Here is a 17082-nt window from a genome sequence, read left to right as displayed (position 1 = left end):
TGTTCGTCGGGTGGGTTGACTGGACGGGGCGCATGTGCGCGGGGCCACCGCCGCTGAAGCCCGTCAGCCGAAGACGTGCAGGCCCAGTTCGTCGCTGAGGCGTTCGCTGGCCACACGTCCGCGCACGCTCGTGCCCCGCTCGTCCAGCGGGGGGCTGATCACCGCGGCACCCAGGGTCCGCGGCGCCGACAGCACGATGGCTCCGGAGACGCTGGATTTCGCGGGGATGCCCACGCTGCGCATCCACCGTCCCGATCCGTCGTAGACACCGCACGTGGCCATGACCGACACGACGTCACGAGCTGATCTCTCCGGCAGCACGCGCTCCCCCGTCACCGGGTTCACGCCCCCGCACGCCAGCGTCGCACCCATGACCGCGAGCGCCTCCGCGTCCACGAGGGTCGCGCACGCGCGCGCGTAGACGGCGACCGCGTCGTCGGCTCCCACCTCCAGGGTTCCCTCGGCGCGCATCAGGTGCGCGAGCGCGTGATTGCGGTCGCCGAGCAGATGCTCGCTGCGCGCGACGTCTTCGTCGACGTCGAGCTCACGGCCCGCGAACGCCGCGAGGCCGCGCCGGATGCGTTCGCTGCGGCCCTCGACATCGCCGCCGTCCACGAGAGCCGCCGTCAGCAGCGCGCCGGCGTTGACCATCGGGTTGGGTGGGCGCCCGGTGCCGCTCTCCAGCTTGATCGCGTCGAACGCCTCACCGGTCGGTTCGATCCCGATGCGGTGCAGCGCGTCGCCGCCGGTGTCCAGCAGCGCGAGCGCGAAGAGGAACGGCTTCACGGCGGACTGGATGCTGAACGGCACATCCGCCTGCGTGCTGCCGCGCACCGTGCCGTCGGGCAGGGCCAGTGCGATGGCGCACAGGTCGGCGTCGGCACCGGCCAGCTCGGGGATGCTGTCATCCACCTCGCCCGCTTCTTCGGCGAGCACCCGGTCGCGGAGCCCTTCGAGGTCGTATCGGGCGGGGTCTGCGACGGGGCTCATGCCTCCAGCGTGCCAGCACGCGCTGTCCGTTCGCCTGGCAGGCGACACGAACGTCCGCAAGCCCTTCCGCCCCCGGTCACCGCTGCGGTTGGCTGGGGGTCCGATCGAAGGAGAATCATGACCGACGACACGCCCACCGACCGCTCCGAGAACAGCGGCTCGCAGCAGGACGACTCCCCCGCCGCCGACGACACCGCCGCGCAGACCGGCTCCGAATCGCCGGAGGAGGGCGCTGCGGCAGAGGAGGCCGCCGCCGACGCCGTCACCGACGGCGACGCCGGTGGTGCCACGAGCATCTGAGAGCACACGGCGGCGAGCCGCGCACCCCTGGTGGTCACCGGGTGCGCGGCTCTATGGTGTCTCCAGCGCCAGGGATGCGACACGGCGCGATCCGAGATCCACTCGCCCACGGGCGACGTTCTGGAGGAGATCCCCATGTCCGCGAGCAGCACGCCCACACCCACCATCGTCCTGGTCCACGGGGCGTGGGCCGACGCATCCAGCTGGAGCGCCATCATCCCGCCGCTGCAGGCCGAAGGGCATACCGTCATGGCGCCGCCGAACGAACTTCGCGGGCTCGCCTCGGATGCCGCCTACATCGCGTCGTACCTGGCCCAGCGCACACGCGGTCCCGTCGTTCTCGTCGGGCATTCCTACGGCGGCGCCGTCATCACCAATGCCGCCACCCAGGGCGGTGACGTGCGCGCGCTCGTCTACGTCGACGCGTTCATTCCCGACGAGGGCGAGACGGTCGTGGGACTGCTGGAGGGCTCCGGCTCTGCCCTGGCCGTGGCCGACCCCACGACGGTGCTCGACCTGGCCGGGTACCCCGGCGCCCCCGAAGGCGCCGCGGACGCCTTCCTCAAGCCCGACACCGTGCACACGGCGTTCGCGCAGGACCTCCCGGAATCCGACCGGCGGATGATCGTGGCGACGCAGCGTCCGGGGTCGCTCGTGGCGAATGTCACCCCGTCGGGCTCGCCCGCGTGGCGGAGCATCCCCAGCTGGGCGGTGCTGGGCACTGAGGATCGCATCATCCCCATCGGCGTTCAGCGCCGCATGGCCGAGCGCGCCGGGTCGACGATCACCGAGGTGGATGCCTCGCACGTGTCGATGCTCTCGCAGCCCGAGCCCACCCTCGCCGCCATCCGAGCGGCTGTCGCGTCGATCTCCTGACGGCACCGCAACCGGGGCGTCAGGGCGTCAGCAGTACCTTGATCGCGCGGCGCTCGTCCATGGCACGGTAGCCCTCCGCCGCATCGGCCAGCGGCAGGGTGAGGTCGAACACGTCGCCGGGGGTGATCGTCCCATCCCAGATCAGCTCGACCAGTTCGGGCAGGAACCGGCGCACCGGCGCCGGCCCGCCGTGCAGATGAACGCTGGCGAAGAACAGCTCGGTGCCGTCGAGGGTCACATCGTGCGACACGCCCACGAAGCCGACGTGGCCGCCGGGCCGGGTGGAGCGGATCGCCTGCTCCATCGACTCCTGCGTGCCCACCGCCTCGACGACGCTGTGGGCGCCCAGGCCGTGGGTCATGTCCTTGATGGCGGCGACACCGGCCTCACCGCGGTCGGTCACGATGTCGGTGGCGCCGAACCGGCGCGCCAGCGCCTGCCGGTCGGCGTGACGCGACATCGCGATGATGCGCTCGGCGCCCAGGTGCCGGGCTGCGAGGACGGCGAGGAGCCCCACGGCGCCGTCACCGACGACGGCGACGGTCTTGCCGGGCCCGGCTTCGGCGGCGACGGCGGCGTACCAGCCGGTGCCCAGCACATCGGAGGCCGCCAGCAGCGACGGCACCTGCTCCAGGGTGGGCGCGGCCGGGGTGCGGACGAGCGTTCCGTCGGCCAGCGGGATGCGCGCGTACTCCGCCTGGGTGCCGACCCCGCCCATCATCACCTGATGCACGCAGCGGGACTGGTAGCCGGCGCGGCAGATCTCGCACGTGTTGTCGGAGGCGACGAAAGAGCCGACGACGTCATCGCCGGGCGTGAGGTCTCGCACGTCCGCGCCGACCTCCTCGACCACCCCGATGTACTCGTGCCCCATCCGCTGCGGAGTCGCGGCGAGAGGCTCGAGCCCGCGGTACGGCCACAGGTCGGAGCCGCAGATGCACGTCGCCGTCACGCGGATGATCGCATCCGTGGGTGCGAGGATCTCCGGTCGGGGCCGCTCCTCGACGCGCACGTCGCCGGGCCCGTACATCATCACTGCACGCATGCTGCGCTCCTCATCGTTGCGGCTTCGGCACCGGTCGCACTCTCCACCCCACCCCTCCGCGGCCGCACGCACCAGGCCTTGCGCATCACGCCCGGGTCGCCTCACGCCGACCGGGGCGGATGGCGTCAGTGGAAGGGGCAGCGGGAGCCGGAGGGTGAGGCGGCGGCGCGCACGCGCCCGCCTGAGGCGGGCTTGGTCGGCATGCGCCGGCGGTTCACCCCGAGCCCGGCGTCGAGGATGCCGATACGCGGATCGCTCAGCGCCGCGATCGCCGTGGCAAGCCCGGCGATCGCGAGCTTCTCCCCGGGGCAGCGATGCCCGGTGGCCGGGTCGGCGCCGCCGTGGGGAACGAATGCCGTGAGCGCCTCGTAGTCCGCCACACCGCGGAAGCGCTCCGGATCGAACTCGTCGGGCCGCTCCCACGACTGCTCGTCGGTGTCGGTCCCGAGGATGTCGAGCACCACCCGGCCGCCGGCGGCCAGCCGCTCCCCGTCGAGCTCGACGTCGGTGATCGCCCACGCCGGCAGCACGGGGACGAACGGGGCGGTGCGGCGGATCTCCTGCGCGAACATCGTCGCCAGCTCTCCCCCGACGAGGGTGCCGCGCTGGCCGCTCTCGGCGGCGATGCGCTCGCGCCACTCCGGCCGGTCGTGCAGCTCCTTGGCGGCGAACGCGACGAAACGCGACACCGCGATCATGGGGCGGAAGCTGTTCTGCAGCTCCACCGCCGCCACGCGGGGCGGCAGCAGAGCGCCGGAAGGGTCACGGTGCGCCGCCCACTCCGCCAGCGCCGTGCCCTCGGCCGGATGCAGCATCCCCGACCGCACCGCCTCGATGAGGCGTTCGGCGTGCCGATCGGACCAGCGGCGGTTGAGGAGGGTCAGCAGGTATTCGGGCGAGTAGGGCACGCCGAATCCGTCGACGATCTGCGCCTGCCGCGTCGCCCACCGCGTCTGCGCGGCGGCGGTTCCCGGAATGCCGGCCCACCGCATGCTGGCCCGGCCGAACGCGCCGACCGCCGCCTCGTACGCGCTGCGGGTGCCCCCGGCCAGCCACGCATCCAGCTCGCCCCGCCACTCCTCCTCGAACAGGGGCGTGAGGCGGGCGACCTGGGCGTCGTCGTATGCGACGTCGAGGAACGTCGCCTTGCGGTGGCGGTGCTCGTCGCCGTCGAGGCTGTGCACCGAGTCCTTGCCGAACAGCGACTGCTGGATGAAGGCCGGCATCGCGCCGTGCCGGCGGACGCGGGTCTCGTCGTAGAAGAGCTCCACGCCTTCGCCGCCCCGCACGAGCAGTGCGTCTCGCCCGAGCAGACGGAACGGCACCGCTCTGGCACCCCGCCGGGCTCGGCGCCAGATGTGTGAACCGAAGCCGTACCCGCGGGTCAGGAGGGAGACGGAATCATCGTGCAGAAGTGGGGTGATCGTCGGCATGACTCCACGGTGCCAGCTCGCCCCCGCGGAGCCGAAGCCACCCGTCCCGACCCGAGCGGTGTGCTATCGGGCGCCGGTGGGTGTCCTGTCGCTGCGGGTCAACCCTTTGCCTGTCGGGGGCCGTCGATGGCACCCTGCTGATGCACCCACGACGAATGGAGTCACACCATGAGCAACTCGGCAGACGCGGACGGGCAGCGCAACGAGGACGACATGCCGGCCGCCGAGGAGCTGGCCGAACCGAGCACGGAGAAGGACCCCGGCGAAGAGCCGAAGGCCGACAAGCCGCTGGATGCGGAACCCGATCACGAGGCCGTCGGGATCGGCGTCATCGACGCGCCGCAGACGGACACCGACAGCGGAACGGAATAGTCCCACCACGGGGGCGTGGCAGGATCACGTTCCCCCGTGACCGCCGGGCGCACGCGGGAGCGACCGCGCGGGCGCACGATGAAGGCATGTCCGAGCGCTCCATCACCCCCACCGACATCCAGGCCGTGCGGATCGACGATCTGCCTCCCTTCGAAGTGACTCCCGGCATCACCGGACGCCTCCTGCCCGCGACGGATCTCATCCGCGCCTGGGCGTACGATTTCGCGCCCGGGACGCGGTGGCCGGTCACGGATCATCACGCGCTCGAGGAGCGCTACTACGTGGCATCCGGGGAGATCGACGACAACGGCACGACGTACCCCGCGGGAACCTACGTGGTGTTCGCGCCGGGGACCTCCCACCGCCCCGGGTCCAGGATCGGCGGGCGGATGATCGGGCTCAGCGACGCCCGCGACCCGGGCGAGCCCGTCATCACCTGACCTGTCCGGCCGCGCGCGGAGCGCGGCCGAGGATACGCGCGAGCCGCGTCCCCTCCGAAGCTATGGCGCGGCTATGGTGAGCCAATGAGCCAGCCCGGTGCGGGGATGCCCCTGCGCGACTATCGCGTCCATCGATACGTCAACGCGTTCTGCCCGGAGTGTCACGAGGAGGAACCGGACCGGCCGCTCAGCGAGGTCCGGCGGCTCTCGGGATGGCTCGCCGACCGTGACGGGGCGATCTGGCTGGAGCGCGGATGCCCCGATCACGGCCTCATCCGCACGCTCTACGACGAGTCGGCCGAGATCCTCACCTATCTCGAGCAGTGGACGGCCCCGACCAAGGCGCACACTCCCGACCTGGCGGGCAACTTCAAGCCCGTGCCGTCGGCCTACGAGGACGGGCTGCCGCAGATGCAGACCCAGCACACGTGCATCCTGCTCGAAGACCTCACCGACCACTGCAACCTGCGCTGCCCCACGTGCTTCGCGGAGTCCAGCCCCGCCGCATCCTCGATCGCGCCGCTGGCCGAAGTCCTCGCCTCCGTCGACGCGCGCCTGGCGCGGGAGAACAACCGGATCGACGTGCTCATGCTCTCCGGCGGCGAGCCGACGCTGTACCCGTGGCTCGAGCAGCTGCTCGAGCACCTCGTGGCGCGGCCGGTGGTGCGCATCCTGATCAACTCCAACGGCCTGCGGATCGCCCAGGACGATGCGTTCGTGGAGACGCTCAAGAAGCACCGCGAGCGCGTGGAGATCTACCTGCAATACGACGGCGAGTCCGCCGAGTCGTCCCGGTTCCACCGCGGGGCCGACATCCGCCGGTTCAAGGAGCGCGCCATCCAGCGGCTCTCGGATGCCGGCGTCTTCATGACGCTCACGATGACCGCGACGCTCGGGGTCAACGACGGCGAGATGGGCGCCGTCATCCGCCGGGCGATGGCGACGCCGTTCGTCGGCGGCGTGACGATCCAGCCCGTGTTCGGCTCCGGCCGCTCCTCCGGCATCGACCCCACCGCGAGGCTCACGCACACCGGCGTGCTGGCGCGGCTCGGACCGCAGACCGACGGCGAGGTCACGTGGCGCGACCTCACGGCGCTGCCCTGCAGCCATCCGCACTGCTGCTCCGTGGGCTACCTGCTGAAGGATGACTCCGGCGACTGGAAATCGCTCGTCGGGCTGATCGGCCACGAGCAGCTGAAGGGTTTCCTCGACCTCCAGCCCGACATGCTCGCCAACCGCATCGCCGACTCGAACGTCAACAAGGCGATCCGGGAGGTCGTGAAGGGCTCGCTGCTGGACCTCTTGAGTGAGCAGTCGTCGCTGTCGCACCCCTCGATGGCCACCATCTGGCGCGACATCTGCCAGAACTGCGACCTCGGCATCGGGACGCTCGCCACCCTCGCCGCCTCCAAGCTGCCCGGTCAGCACGCGCGACTGCGGAAGATGATGGGCGAGCGGGTCCTGCGCATCACGGTGAAGCCGTTCATGGACATCAACACGATGATCGAGGAGCGCCTGACCCAGTGCTGCGTGCACGTCGCCACCGTCAACGAGACCACCGCCGCCCACCAGTGCGCGCCGTTCTGCGCCGTGCAGGCGTGGGCGCCGCTGTCGCGCACGCGCATCTCCACCGCGACCGGCGGCCGACGGCAGCTCCCGGTGAGCGTCGCATGAGCACCGCCGATTTCCGCCACCTCAACCAGCGCGACCCGTCGGTGGCCGACCCCGCACCGTTCGACCCGCTGCGCCTGTGCGTGTTCACCACCGTCGCCGCGATCGCCGCCCTGCTCGGCCCGATCGCCGTGGCCGTCTTCGCCGGCGTCGCCATCGCCGGGTACACCCGGGCACGGCGTGCCGGCCTCCTCCGCTCCCGCTGCCGGCTCGGCGACACGCGTCTCGTCCTGGCCTACCTGTGGGTGCTCGAGGTGCTCGCGCTGGCGGCCGTCCCGTTGTGGGTCATGATGTGGGTGCGATTGCTGAGCTGACCGGTGTTCCCCACTCTTCGCGACCTCGTCCCGTGGCTGCCGCCGGTGGACACGCACGCCGTCTTCGTCGCCCTCGGCCTCGCCGCCGCCGGCGCGGTCTTCCTGGTGGAGAAGCGCCGCCGCGGGGTGAGCGATCCGCGTCTGGCCTACATCGTCCTGGGGGCGCTCCTCGGCGCCGCCGTGTTCTCGCGCCTGGGGACGTGGGCCCAGCACCTGGATCCGTCGCGGAACCTGAGCCTCATCGACCAGCTCGCGTACGGCAATGCATCGATGCTGTCGGCGCTCGTGGGCGCATGGCTAGGCGTGCACGTGGCCAAGCGGATCGTCCGCTTCCCCGGCCGCACCGGCGACCTGTTCGCCCCTGCCGTCGCGCTGGCGATGGTCATCGGGCGCATCGGGTGCCTCCTCACCGAGGAGCCCGGAACCCCCACCGGCGCCGCATGGGGCATCGTGCTGGAGCCTGCGGCCGCCGCACGCGTGGGGGCCGAGGCCGGCGTGCCGCTGCATCCGAGCTTCGTCTACGAGATCGCGTTCCACGCGGCGGCGTTCGTACTGCTGTGGTTCTGGCTGCGCCACCGCCCGATCGCCGCGGGAGAGACGCTCACGCTCTTCATCGCCGCGTACGGCCTCTTCCGCTTCGGTGTGGAGTTCGTCCGCGGCAACGAGGTCGCGTGGATCGGCCTCACCCGTCCGCAGCTGTTCCTGGCCGTCACCATCCCGCTGCTGCTCGCGCGCATCGTGTGGATGGCGCGGCGCGGGAGATTCCGTGAGACCTCACAGCCCGAAGCCGAACCCGGAAGGACGACGCCGAATGCCCAGCACGCCTGACGACCCGCAAGAGCCGCCGCGCTTCGCACCGCCTCCCGGCACGCCACCGCCGCCTCCCCCGCACCAGCCGCCCGGAGGCGCACCACCTCCCCCGCAGCAGCCGCCCGGAGGCCGCAGGGGGTTCGGCGGCGGCGTCGCGGCGGGCCTGGGCATCGGGTGCGGCGCGTACGTGCTGGGCATCGTGCTGGCCCTGGGCACCCTCGGCGCCGTGAGCACCATCTTCGGCTTCCTGTGGCCGTTCATCGCCATCGCCGTCGTCTCCATCGCCCTGATGTTCTCCCCGCGCTCCCGCCCGTACGGCACCGGGATGCTCATCATGACGGGCGCCGCCTGGCTCATCGTGATCGGTCCGTGCATCGCCCTGCTGGGCGGTTTCGGCTGAGACACGCCCGGCACGGCCGCGGCCGCCGATGAGACCGGGTGCGGCCGGTCGTTAGGCGCGTGCGCCGCCGATCGCAACCCCTATCCCGCCGCCGGCGAGATCGCGGAGGCTGTCGGCATGAGCAAGCCAGACGACATCCCCCAGCCCCTCGACCACCTGCCGCCCGCCGACGAGCGCGACGCCGACATGGACGTCGAACAGCCCCGCTACCCGGGCACCGAAGCACCGGCCGGGACATCGCCGGTGTCGCCGGAGACGGCGGCCGACCCGCGGATCGGCGACGCCGACCGGCACGACGTCGACACCCGGCCGCCGAGCTGATGGGCGGCCGCGGCCGGGCGGCCTGATCATGCGACCGGCGGCGGCTGCGCTCCCGGACGCCATCCGCGTGCGCGGCGCCCGGGTGAACAACCTCAAGAACATCGACGTCGACGTGCCCCTGCACATGATGGTGTCGATCGCCGGAGTATCAGGATCGGGCAAATCGTCGCTCGCGCTCGGGATGCTGTACGCCGAGGGCTCCCGTCGCTACGTCGAGGCGCTCTCCACCTACACGCGGCGGCGCCTCACTCAGGCCGCCCGCGCGGCCGTCGACAGCGTCGAGCACGTGCCCGCCGCTCTCGCGCTGCGTCAGCGCCCCGCCGTGCCCGGGGTGCGATCCACGTTCGGCACCTCCACCGAACTGCTCAACACTCTGAGACTGATCTACTCCCGCCTCGGCAGTCACGAATGCCCCAACGGGCACCGGATGCCGCCGACCACCGACGTCGCGCTGGACCGGCCGCTGACGTGCCCGACGTGCGGCGCCGTCTTCCCACCACCGAGCGCGGAGTCGTTCGCGTTCAACAGCGAGGGCGCGTGCGAGCGGTGCGAAGGAACGGGGATCGTGCGCGACGTGGACGACACCACCCTCGTGCCCGATGAGACGATCAGCATCGACGACGGTGCCGTCGCGCCGTGGGGGCTGTTCGGTCTGGCGGCGAACTCGAAGGTCGTCGCCGAGATGGGGGTGCGCACCGACGTCCCCTTCGCGGAGCTCACCGCGCGGGAACGTCGGATCGTGTTCGCCGGTCCCGAGGAGAAACGGGTCATCCTGTACCCGTCGAAGAACGGCAAGCTGTTCGAGCTCAACGCCACCTACCGCAACGCGCATCAATCGGTCGTCGAGGCCCTGCGCAAGGCCGAGACGGAGAGCGGGATCGGCCGGATCGAGCGATTCCTCAGCATCCAGACCTGTCCCCTCTGTCGCGGGAGCCGCTTGAACGCGCGGGCGCGCGCGACGCTGGTCGACGGCATCACGCTCGCGCAGGCGACGGCCAAGACGCTCGAGGAGGTCACCACGTGGGTGCAGACCCTGCCGGGGCTCATGCCACCGGACATGACCGCGATGGCCGAGAGCATCGTCGCGCAGATGGTCGGCAGTGCACGGATGCTGCTGCAGCTGGGCCTGGGATATCTCACGCTGGACCGCGCCTCGTCCACCCTGTCCACCGGCGAACGGCAGCGCGTGCAGCTCTCCCGTGCGGTCCGCAACCGGACCACGGGCGTGCTCTACGTCCTCGACGAGCCGTCCATCGGCCTGCATCCCTCGAACCTCGACGGCCTCATCGCGGTCATCCGCAGCCTGCTGCGCGACGGCAACTCCGTGGTCGTCGTCGACCATGACACCCACGTGCTGCGCGAGGCGGACTGGCTCATCGAGATCGGGCCCGGCTCTGGCGCCGACGGCGGCACCGTCATCGCGGCCGGCACGCGCGCGGATGTCATCGGCGACCCCCGCTCGCGCATCGCGCCGTTCCTCGGCGCGAGCGCAGCGGAAACGGTGCGCGAGCGCACCACGCCCGCCGAACTCTTCGATCTCGGCAGCATCCGCATGTCGACGGCGCCGATCCACACGGTGCAGGCCCTGGACCTGGAGATCCCCAAGGGCCGTCTCACGGCGGTCACCGGCGTCTCGGGGTCTGGGAAGACGACGGTGATCCTGGAGAGTCTCGTGCCCGCGCTGGTCGCGCGCGCCGCGGGCGCCGCGCTTCCGGCGCACGTCACCGCTGTCGAGCCGGCGGGCATCGACGTGGTCGACGTGGTCGATGCCTCGCCGATCGGCGTCAACGTCCGCTCCACCGTGGCCACCTACAGCGGCGTCCTCGACGACCTGCGCCGGGTGTACGCGCGCACCCCCGAGGCGCAGGCCCGGGGACTGACGGCGGGAGACTTCTCCTACAACACCGGCTCCCTGCGCTGCCCGGAGTGCGACGGCACGGGGCAGATCTCCCTGGACGTGCAGTTCCTCCCCGACGTCGACATCGTGTGCCCGGCGTGCGGCGGCAGCCGCTACCGCCCCGACGCGCACGACATCCGTCGCACCCCGAAGGATTCCACCGGCGATCCGCTCAGCCTTCCCGCCCTCCTCTCCCTCACGGTCGACCAGGCGCTGCCGCACGTCGCCGATCTGGCGCGGGTCGAGTCCCGGCTCCGCATCCTGACCGACCTCGGCCTGGGCTATCTGACCCTCGGTGAGGCCACCACGGCGCTGTCGGGCGGCGAGGCGCAGCGGCTCAAGCTGTCGGCGGACATCGGGCGGAGCCGGCGGAACACCCTCTTCGTCCTCGACGAACCCTCGATCGGCCTGCATCCGCTCGACGTGCGGGTGCTGCTGGGGGTGCTGCAGCGGCTCATCGACCAGGGCGCCACCGTCGTCATCATCGAGCACGACCTCGACATGATCGGCAACGCCGACCACATCATCGACCTCGGGCCCGGCGGAGGGACGGCCGGTGGGCGGATCGTCGCCACGGGGACGCCGGCGGACATCGCCGCCGCATCCGACAGCGTCACGGGCCGCTACCTGCGCTGAGGTGGGCGGCGGTCGCCCATCGGCGCAGGCGAGCCGCAAGGCGATGCTCCTCGGTCATCACACCGGCTTGCGGGCGCTTGCCGAGATCACGGTGCGCCATCCATCGCAGCGCGGCCCGAGGAGGCGACCTGGTCCAGGTGATGATCAAGCACCGCCCGCAACCGGGCGGGCGTGGCACGTTCCGGCCGGACGGCTGCATGGACGGCGAGGCCGTCGAGCACGGCGAACAAGCGTTCGGCTTCCACCTCCCGCACGTCCTCGCCGGCGTCACCGCAGAGCCGGCCGACCCACAGCACACAGGCCTCACGCATCCGGTCGTAAGCTTCGTCGCGCAGTGATCCGAGCTCAGGGTCGACGAGGGCTCGAGACGTGAAAGCCATCCACACCTCGTTCTCTGCGTGCCGCTCGTCATCCAATGGCAGCAGCTCCGCCAACACCAGCTTCGCCGCCTGCAACACATCATCCGGCTGATGTACCGCCGCGATGCGCCGCTCGACCCGCTCCACCACCGAGCTCATCGTGAAGACCAGCAACTCCGGCTGGCTGCGGAAGTAGTGCCGCAGCGACCCCGTGGACAGTCCGGCTTCGCGCGCCACTTCCCGCACGGACGCCCGTTCCAGACCATCGCGGCGAATGACCCGCCACACTGCTGCAGCGATCTCGTCTCTGCGCTGATCGGCGTCCACCATTCTGGGCACCTTTCCGTTGTATCACGGCCGTGATACTTTGCGAAGTATCACGGGTGTGCTACCAACCGGGAGGCGTTGTGGACGGATCAAGCGACAGAAACGGCTCAACGGCGGGTCCCCGCGTGAAGACGGGCGTCGCCGCCGATGAGTCAGCTGTCGGTCGTCACGGAAAGCGGCGGCTTCCGGGGCGCTGGAGTCTGTGGGTGGCGGCGGCGGGCTGGGTGGCTGCGAACGGTTGGGTGGCGATCACCGCGCCCCGTGCGCTGCCGTTCGACTGGCCCGCGCGCGCGGGGAGATCCACGTGGCAGATCCTGGGAGAGGTCAACCTGGCGCTGGCGGAGGTTCTGATCCTGATGGGCGTGGTATACCTGCTGACCCGGCGTCGTGCGCCCGTCGACGTCGCCGCGCGTGCGCCCGATCGTCACCGGGCCCGCGCCGAAACCATCGCGCTGCTCGCGTACGGAGCGACCGGGCTGCTCGGCGGCTTCCTTCTGGCTCGAGCGTTCGGATGGCACCCTTTCGGCCTTCACCTCGCGGGAACACTGTTCGGCACCCATGAGCACCTTCCCCCGGCGGAGGTCGTGACGTGGGCCGGGTACAACGTGGTCGTCTATGCGGTGATCCCGCTGCTGTATTTCCGTCGACGGTACTCGTCGCTCGCTCTCGGACTCCGCTCGACCGACGCCAGGAACGACGTCCTCGTCATCATCGTTGTGCTCGGGCTGGAGACGGCGTTCCAGATCTTCGCGCTGGCCCCTGCGACGCTCAACCTCCCGCCGGGGCAGCTGGTCGTGGGAGCCGCGTTCACGTTCCTCCTCTACATGGCAGGCGCGGTGCTGCCTGCGATGGTGTTCGTGTACGCCATCCTCGTTCCGCGATATCTCGCGCTCACCGGCTCCGTCATCGCCACCGTGCTGTGCGGCGGCCTCACCTACGCCGGGTTGCACTTCTGGGACGCCTGGACCGTTTTCACGTCCCCGCAGTCCGCCGCCCTCTCGCTGATCTTCCTGCTCTTCACCTATCTCGGGCCGGGCATGATCAAGACCTACCTCACACTGCGTACGGGCAACGCGTGGGTTCACGTGTGGGGCTATCACGCCTTCGCACCGCACACCCTCTTGGACACCCCCCACATCCTCGACACCTTCCACCTGCGGTGAGACAGAACCGACCGGAACCGCCGAGGAGGATGTCCCGATGCGATCGCCGCGTCCACGATCGGGGCCCGCGAAACGAGAAGCGCCGCCTGAGACCAGGCGGCGCTTTCTCGTTACTGGGGTACGGATCGAGACCCGTCCACGTTCACCCCGAAGTGCCCCCGACAGGAGTCGAACCTGCGACCTACGGTACCGGAAACCGGCGCTCTATCCACTGAGCTACGGAGGCGTACTGATCGAGGTTATCACCGGCGCGCGCCCTCCCCCGACACCGGCTGCGCCGCTCATCCGCGCCCCTCGACGGCCTTCCGCGCGGCGCGTCCGTCAGGAGCTGACGAGCTTCAGTCCGATGATGCAGCCGACGAGGCCGAGGATGAGCAGGATCTTCACGAGCGACACCGGCTCTGTGCCGGTCACCATGCCGTAGGCGACGGTCAGGGTGGCGCCGATCCCGACCCAGACGGCGTAGCCGGTGCCGGTGGGGATCTCCCGCAGCGCCCACGCGAGACCGCCCATGCTCGCCACGAGCGCGGCGCCGAAGATCACGGTCGGCCAGAGCTTGGTGAACCCCTCCGACCTGCCCAGCGCGGTCGCCCAGACCGCTTCGAGGACACCGGAGACGACGAGAACGATCCACGACATGACACAGCTCCTTGGCCAGTCTTGTCGCTGTCCGGGTACTGATCCCTCGTCCGGGGATGCGGTCCGCATCCGCTCCCCAGGCTACCCCCGCTCGAAACACCACATCCCGGCCGAGGCATCATGCGTCGCCGGATGTTTCGGACGGGATGTGGTGTTTCGGCGGGCGGCGGAGGCGGGGGGCGGGGGCTACAGGAGGAAGATCGGGATCAGGCCGGGGTTGTGGGCGTGCACGAGCACGCCGAAGACGACGGCGTCGAACAACAGGTGCACCGTCACGACGTACCCGAGCGAGCGGGTGCGCAGGAACAGGATCGCCTGCACGAGCGCGAACGGGATGGTCAGCACCGGGCCCCACGCCTGGTAGCCGAGCTCCCACAGGAACGACACGAACACGACCGCCTGCAGCAGGTTCGCCTGCCAGTCGGGGAAATGCCGCCGCAGCAGCACGTACACGGTGCAGATGAAGAACAGCTCGTCCCAGATGCCGACGGCGCCGACGCCCACGAACAGGCGCGCGATCATCTCCGGGGTGTCCACGACGGGCCAGTTCGTGTAGACGCCCGACGTGATGAAGTAGAACGGCAGGATCAGCCACCCGAGCACGAGAACGGCGACGAGCCAGCCCCACTGCAGCGCCGTCCACCGCCCGCCCCCGCGCCACGGGAAGCGGATCGCGTAGTCGCGGTACACGTAGCGCGACACAAGATACGGCACCAGCACGGCGCCGCCGAGGGCCACGGTGAACCGCAGCATCGCCATGTTGTCCAGCTCGGCCTTCAGCGGGATCGCGCTGACGATCAGCTGCCCCAGCGCGATGAGCGAGAGGTCGCGCAGGAGGCTCGGCGGCTCGTTCTCGTCGCGCCGGCGGAGGGATGCGGTGCCCTCGCGCCGCTCGACGAGCCACGCGCCGACGAGGCCCGCCGCCAGCAGGATCCATCCGAGCCACGCGATCTGCAGCACGAAGAACGCGGGAGCGGCCAGGCACACCAGCAGCGCGGGGACGAGCCCCCACGACAGCGCAGGCCGGGTCGGGGCGGGCGGAGCGGCGTGGGCGGTCATGCGGCCTCCAGCGGATGGGTGATCTCGTCCCGCGGCATGCGGGCGGCGAGTAGGGCGATGAGGCCGAACGCGAGCGGCAGGGTGCCGGCGGCCAGGAAGATCGTCGACAGCGGCAGGACCTCGGCGAGCGGGCCGGACAGGGCCATCGACACCGGCATGAGCGCGAGCGACACGAAGAAGTCCAGGCTCGACACCCGTCCGAGCATGTGCCGCGGCACGCGGCGCTGGAGCAGGGTGCCCCAGATGACGTTGCCGTAGCTGAATGCGCAGCCCAGCGTGAAGCAGCACACCAGCAGCAGCCAGTACGAGTCGGTGAATCCGATGACGGCGAAGGGGGTGGTCCCCACCGCCCACACGACGATCATCGCGGTGAGGTAACGCCGCGGCATCCGCATCGACGACACCACGAGCGAGCCCACCACTCCCCCGGCGCCCAGGGCGGCGAGCAGGAATCCGAACAACCGCGGATCCTCCCCCACCCGCTCCCGCACGAGGAAGGGCAGCAGCACCTGCTCAGGCCCGAGCGAGACGAGCACCCACCCGGTGGCGAACAGCAGCGTCCACAGCAGCCACGGCGTGCGGACGGTGAAGGCGACCGCTTCGCGGAGGTCGTGGAGGACGCCGCGCGAGAGCGGCGCGTCGTCGGCTCCCGGGCCGGGTTCGCGGCGCAGGAAGAGCAGGAGGACGAAGGCGAGCGTGTACGCGGCGCACACGAAGACCGTCGCGAAGGCGGGCACGAGCGCGGCCAGCAGGAAGCCCGCCGCCGCGGGCCCTGCCGCCTGCTGGAGGGCCGGACGGATGGCGCCCTCCAGGCCGTTCGCGGCCAGGAGGTGCTCGGGCGGCAGGATGCGGGGAAGGATCGCGCTGTAGGCGGGGAAGAAGAACCCAGACCCCGCGCCCAGGAGGAACGCCACGACCGCCACGTGCGGGATCGTGAGGGCGCCCAGGGCGCCGGCGATCACGATGGAGGCGACGGCGACGGCGTCGAGCACCGCGACCGCGCGGACGATGAGCCGGCGGGACACGCGGTCGGCGGCGATGCCCCCGGGGATCGCGCACGCGAGGAGTCCGACGGCGTTCGCCGTCGCGACGATCGACAGCTGCAGCGGGCCGCCGCCGGCATCGATCACGGCGTAGACCATGACGACCGCCCACATGCCGGCGGCGAACACCGACAGCACGACCGCGGCGAACAGCACCCGGAAGTCGCGGTGGCCGAGCGGGCGCACCGCTCGCAACCGGTCGCGACGCACCGCGTGCAGGTCGGTCACGCCGGGATCCGCCGGTAGGCCAGATCTCGGATGGCGCGGCCGGCACGGGCGCCCTTGCGCTCGAACGCCGTGAGCACCCGCCCGTCGAAACGCTCGGCCCAGTCGCCCTCGAACGCGCGCTCGAACAGGAACGAGGCATCCAGGACCGCGCGCATCTGACGCGCGTAGTCCTCCCAGTCCGTCGCCAGCCGCAGCATCCCGCCCGGCTTCAGCGCTCGGGCGGCGACCGGGGCGAACTCGGCGTCGATCAGGCGGCGCTTGGTGTGCTTGTTCTTGTGCCACGGATCGGGGAAGAACACCCACACCTCATCCGCGGAGGCCGCCGGCAGCAGGTGCTCGAGCACCTCCGGCGCGTTGGCCTCCACGAGGCGGAGGTTGCGCGCGCCGGCGCGGTCGGCGTCGAGCATCGTGCGGGCAAGGCCGGCCTTGAACACCTCGACGGCGAGGAGATCGGTGTCGGGATGCTCCGTCGCGGCATGCACGATCGCGTGCCCCTGGCCCGACCCGATCTCCACGACGAGCGGTGCGGTCCTCCCCCACACGGCGGCCGGGTCGATCTCCGAGCCCGCGCGCACGCTCGTGGCCGCGGCATCCCGCGGCGCCTCGAGGAGGTAGAACGGCGACAGGCGCTCCCACGCCCGCTCCTGTCCGTCGGACATCCGGCCGCTCCGGCGCACGAACGACACGGGCCGGTCGCGGAAATCGCCACGGGCGGCGGGGGTTTCGGGCATACCCTCCAGGCTACCCAGTGCCCCGCCC

General features: G+C 71.2%; 19 protein-coding genes, 1 tRNA gene and 1 riboswitch. Of the genes, 11 read left to right on the top strand and 9 right to left on the bottom strand.

Annotated features, from left to right (window positions below; translation table 11 throughout):
* Positions 1–63 precede the first annotated feature (63 nt).
* Positions 64–990, bottom strand: coding sequence for a glutaminase A (gene glsA, locus E4K62_RS05490; protein ID WP_135064586.1), 927 nt, complete (start codon positions 988–990; stop codon positions 64–66).
* 117 nt (positions 991–1107) lie between these two features.
* Here glsA and E4K62_RS05485 point away from each other — a divergent pair, with 117 nt between their 5' ends.
* Both E4K62_RS05485 and E4K62_RS05480 read left to right on the top strand, forming a co-directional pair.
* Positions 1108–1290: a hypothetical protein gene (locus E4K62_RS05485; protein WP_135064583.1), complete on the top strand. Its 183-nt coding sequence runs from the start codon at positions 1108–1110 to the stop codon at positions 1288–1290.
* 135 nt (positions 1291–1425) lie between these two features.
* The gene (locus E4K62_RS05480; RefSeq protein ID WP_135064580.1) at positions 1426–2166 is read left to right on the top strand and encodes an alpha/beta fold hydrolase; all 741 of its coding nucleotides are present in this window, start codon (positions 1426–1428) and stop codon (positions 2164–2166) included.
* A gap of 19 nt (positions 2167–2185) precedes the next feature.
* Here the strand turns inward: E4K62_RS05480 and E4K62_RS05475 are convergent, their stop codons facing one another.
* Both E4K62_RS05475 and E4K62_RS05470 read right to left on the bottom strand, forming a co-directional pair.
* Positions 2186–3211, bottom strand: a complete 1026-nt coding sequence (locus tag E4K62_RS05475) for a zinc-dependent alcohol dehydrogenase family protein (RefSeq protein WP_135064577.1) — start codon at positions 3209–3211, stop codon at positions 2186–2188.
* 125 nt (positions 3212–3336) lie between these two features.
* Positions 3337–4644, bottom strand: coding sequence for a cytochrome P450 (locus E4K62_RS05470; RefSeq protein WP_135064574.1), 1308 nt, complete (start codon positions 4642–4644; stop codon positions 3337–3339).
* Positions 4645–4812: 168 nt separating this feature from the next.
* Here E4K62_RS05470 and E4K62_RS05465 point away from each other — a divergent pair, with 168 nt between their 5' ends.
* The 8 genes from E4K62_RS05465 to E4K62_RS05430 all read left to right on the top strand — a co-directional run bounded on the left by E4K62_RS05465 (position 4813) and on the right by E4K62_RS05430 (position 11505).
* Positions 4813–5016 carry a hypothetical protein gene (locus E4K62_RS05465; RefSeq protein ID WP_135064571.1) on the top strand — a complete coding sequence of 68 codons (204 nt, stop codon included), beginning with the start codon at positions 4813–4815 and terminating at the stop codon, positions 5014–5016.
* An 86-nt stretch (positions 5017–5102) separates the two neighbouring features.
* Positions 5103–5456: a cupin domain-containing protein gene (locus E4K62_RS05460; RefSeq protein ID WP_135064568.1), complete on the top strand. Its 354-nt coding sequence runs from the start codon at positions 5103–5105 to the stop codon at positions 5454–5456.
* 84 nt (positions 5457–5540) lie between these two features.
* Positions 5541–7130 (top strand): radical SAM protein, encoded by a 1590-nt coding sequence (locus E4K62_RS05455; RefSeq protein WP_240742828.1) that lies wholly within the window; start codon positions 5541–5543, stop codon positions 7128–7130.
* Positions 7127–7441: a hypothetical protein gene (locus tag E4K62_RS05450; RefSeq protein WP_135064565.1), complete on the top strand. Its 315-nt coding sequence runs from the start codon at positions 7127–7129 to the stop codon at positions 7439–7441. The genes E4K62_RS05455 and E4K62_RS05450 overlap by 4 nt, the downstream gene beginning before the upstream one ends.
* Positions 7442–7444: 3 nt before the next feature.
* Positions 7445–8269: a prolipoprotein diacylglyceryl transferase gene (locus E4K62_RS05445; RefSeq protein ID WP_135064563.1), complete on the top strand. Its 825-nt coding sequence runs from the start codon at positions 7445–7447 to the stop codon at positions 8267–8269.
* On the top strand, positions 8253–8651 hold the full coding sequence (locus E4K62_RS05440) for a hypothetical protein (protein ID WP_135064561.1): 399 nt from the start codon (positions 8253–8255) through the stop codon (positions 8649–8651). Before E4K62_RS05445 ends, E4K62_RS05440 begins: the two co-directional genes overlap by 17 nt.
* A gap of 117 nt (positions 8652–8768) precedes the next feature.
* On the top strand, positions 8769–8972 hold the full coding sequence (locus E4K62_RS05435) for a hypothetical protein (protein WP_135064559.1): 204 nt from the start codon (positions 8769–8771) through the stop codon (positions 8970–8972).
* 28 nt (positions 8973–9000) lie between these two features.
* Positions 9001–11505, top strand: a complete 2505-nt coding sequence (locus E4K62_RS05430) for an excinuclease ABC subunit UvrA (protein WP_135064557.1) — start codon at positions 9001–9003, stop codon at positions 11503–11505.
* Positions 11506–11591: 86 nt separating this feature from the next.
* Here E4K62_RS05430 and E4K62_RS05425 read toward each other — a convergent pair whose 3' ends face one another.
* A complete protein-coding gene (locus E4K62_RS05425) occupies positions 11592–12194 on the bottom strand; it encodes a TetR/AcrR family transcriptional regulator (protein WP_205805884.1) in 603 nt (200 codons plus the stop codon).
* 221 nt (positions 12195–12415) lie between these two features.
* On the opposite strand from E4K62_RS05425, the gene E4K62_RS05420 reads away from it, so the two are divergent.
* On the top strand, positions 12416–13354 hold the full coding sequence (locus tag E4K62_RS05420) for a hypothetical protein (protein ID WP_205805883.1): 939 nt from the start codon (positions 12416–12418) through the stop codon (positions 13352–13354).
* A 153-nt stretch (positions 13355–13507) separates the two neighbouring features.
* Here the strand turns inward: E4K62_RS05420 and E4K62_RS05415 are convergent.
* From E4K62_RS05415 to trmB, 5 genes are all read right to left on the bottom strand, one after another.
* Positions 13508–13580, bottom strand: a tRNA-Arg gene (locus tag E4K62_RS05415).
* 95 nt (positions 13581–13675) lie between these two features.
* On the bottom strand, positions 13676–13993 hold the full coding sequence (locus tag E4K62_RS05410; protein ID WP_135064551.1) for a DMT family transporter: 318 nt from the start codon (positions 13991–13993) through the stop codon (positions 13676–13678).
* Positions 13994–14003: 10 nt separating this feature from the next.
* Positions 14004–14067, bottom strand: a riboswitch (guanidine-III (ykkC-III) riboswitch).
* Between the two features lie 112 nt (positions 14068–14179).
* Positions 14180–15052 (bottom strand): CPBP family intramembrane glutamic endopeptidase, encoded by an 873-nt coding sequence (locus E4K62_RS05405; protein WP_135064549.1) that lies wholly within the window; start codon positions 15050–15052, stop codon positions 14180–14182.
* Entirely contained in the window at positions 15049–16314 is a 1266-nt protein-coding gene (locus E4K62_RS05400) for an MFS transporter (RefSeq protein WP_282444663.1), read from the bottom strand. The genes E4K62_RS05405 and E4K62_RS05400 overlap by 4 nt, the downstream gene beginning before the upstream one ends.
* A 5-nt stretch (positions 16315–16319) precedes the next feature.
* On the bottom strand, positions 16320–17054 hold the full coding sequence (trmB, locus tag E4K62_RS05395; RefSeq protein WP_135064546.1) for a tRNA (guanosine(46)-N7)-methyltransferase TrmB: 735 nt from the start codon (positions 17052–17054) through the stop codon (positions 16320–16322).
* Positions 17055–17082: the final 28 nt, after the last annotated feature.

The sequence above is a fragment of the Microbacterium wangchenii genome, from assembly GCF_004564355.1.
GTDB lineage: Bacteria > Actinomycetota > Actinomycetes > Actinomycetales > Microbacteriaceae > Microbacterium > Microbacterium wangchenii.
The sequence above is the reverse complement of the archived record's forward strand: the minus strand, read 5'-3'. Positions and strand labels throughout refer to the sequence as shown.

Bases quoted from the DNA above. Each gene is read 5' to 3' on its own strand.
- glsA (WP_135064586.1), bottom strand. From the start codon at position 990: ATGAGCCCCGTCGCAGACCCCGCCCGATACGACCTCGAAGGGCTCCGC.
- E4K62_RS05485 (WP_135064583.1), top strand. From the start codon at position 1,108: ATGACCGACGACACGCCCACCGACCGCTCCGAGAACAGCGGCTCGCAG.
- E4K62_RS05480 (WP_135064580.1), top strand. From the start codon at position 1,426: ATGTCCGCGAGCAGCACGCCCACACCCACCATCGTCCTGGTCCACGGG.
- E4K62_RS05475 (WP_135064577.1), bottom strand. From the start codon at position 3,211: ATGCGTGCAGTGATGATGTACGGGCCCGGCGACGTGCGCGTCGAGGAG.
- E4K62_RS05470 (WP_135064574.1), bottom strand. From the start codon at position 4,644: ATGCCGACGATCACCCCACTTCTGCACGATGATTCCGTCTCCCTCCTG.
- E4K62_RS05465 (WP_135064571.1), top strand. From the start codon at position 4,813: ATGAGCAACTCGGCAGACGCGGACGGGCAGCGCAACGAGGACGACATG.
- E4K62_RS05460 (WP_135064568.1), top strand. From the start codon at position 5,103: ATGTCCGAGCGCTCCATCACCCCCACCGACATCCAGGCCGTGCGGATC.
- E4K62_RS05455 (WP_240742828.1), top strand. From the start codon at position 5,541: ATGAGCCAGCCCGGTGCGGGGATGCCCCTGCGCGACTATCGCGTCCAT.
- E4K62_RS05450 (WP_135064565.1), top strand. From the start codon at position 7,127: ATGAGCACCGCCGATTTCCGCCACCTCAACCAGCGCGACCCGTCGGTG.
- E4K62_RS05440 (WP_135064561.1), top strand. From the start codon at position 8,253: ATGCCCAGCACGCCTGACGACCCGCAAGAGCCGCCGCGCTTCGCACCG.
- E4K62_RS05435 (WP_135064559.1), top strand. From the start codon at position 8,769: ATGAGCAAGCCAGACGACATCCCCCAGCCCCTCGACCACCTGCCGCCC.
- E4K62_RS05430 (WP_135064557.1), top strand. From the start codon at position 9,001: ATGCGACCGGCGGCGGCTGCGCTCCCGGACGCCATCCGCGTGCGCGGC.
- E4K62_RS05425 (WP_205805884.1), bottom strand. From the start codon at position 12,194: ATGGTGGACGCCGATCAGCGCAGAGACGAGATCGCTGCAGCAGTGTGG.
- E4K62_RS05410 (WP_135064551.1), bottom strand. From the start codon at position 13,993: ATGTCGTGGATCGTTCTCGTCGTCTCCGGTGTCCTCGAAGCGGTCTGG.
- E4K62_RS05405 (WP_135064549.1), bottom strand. From the start codon at position 15,052: ATGACCGCCCACGCCGCTCCGCCCGCCCCGACCCGGCCTGCGCTGTCG.
- trmB (WP_135064546.1), bottom strand. From the start codon at position 17,054: ATGCCCGAAACCCCCGCCGCCCGTGGCGATTTCCGCGACCGGCCCGTG.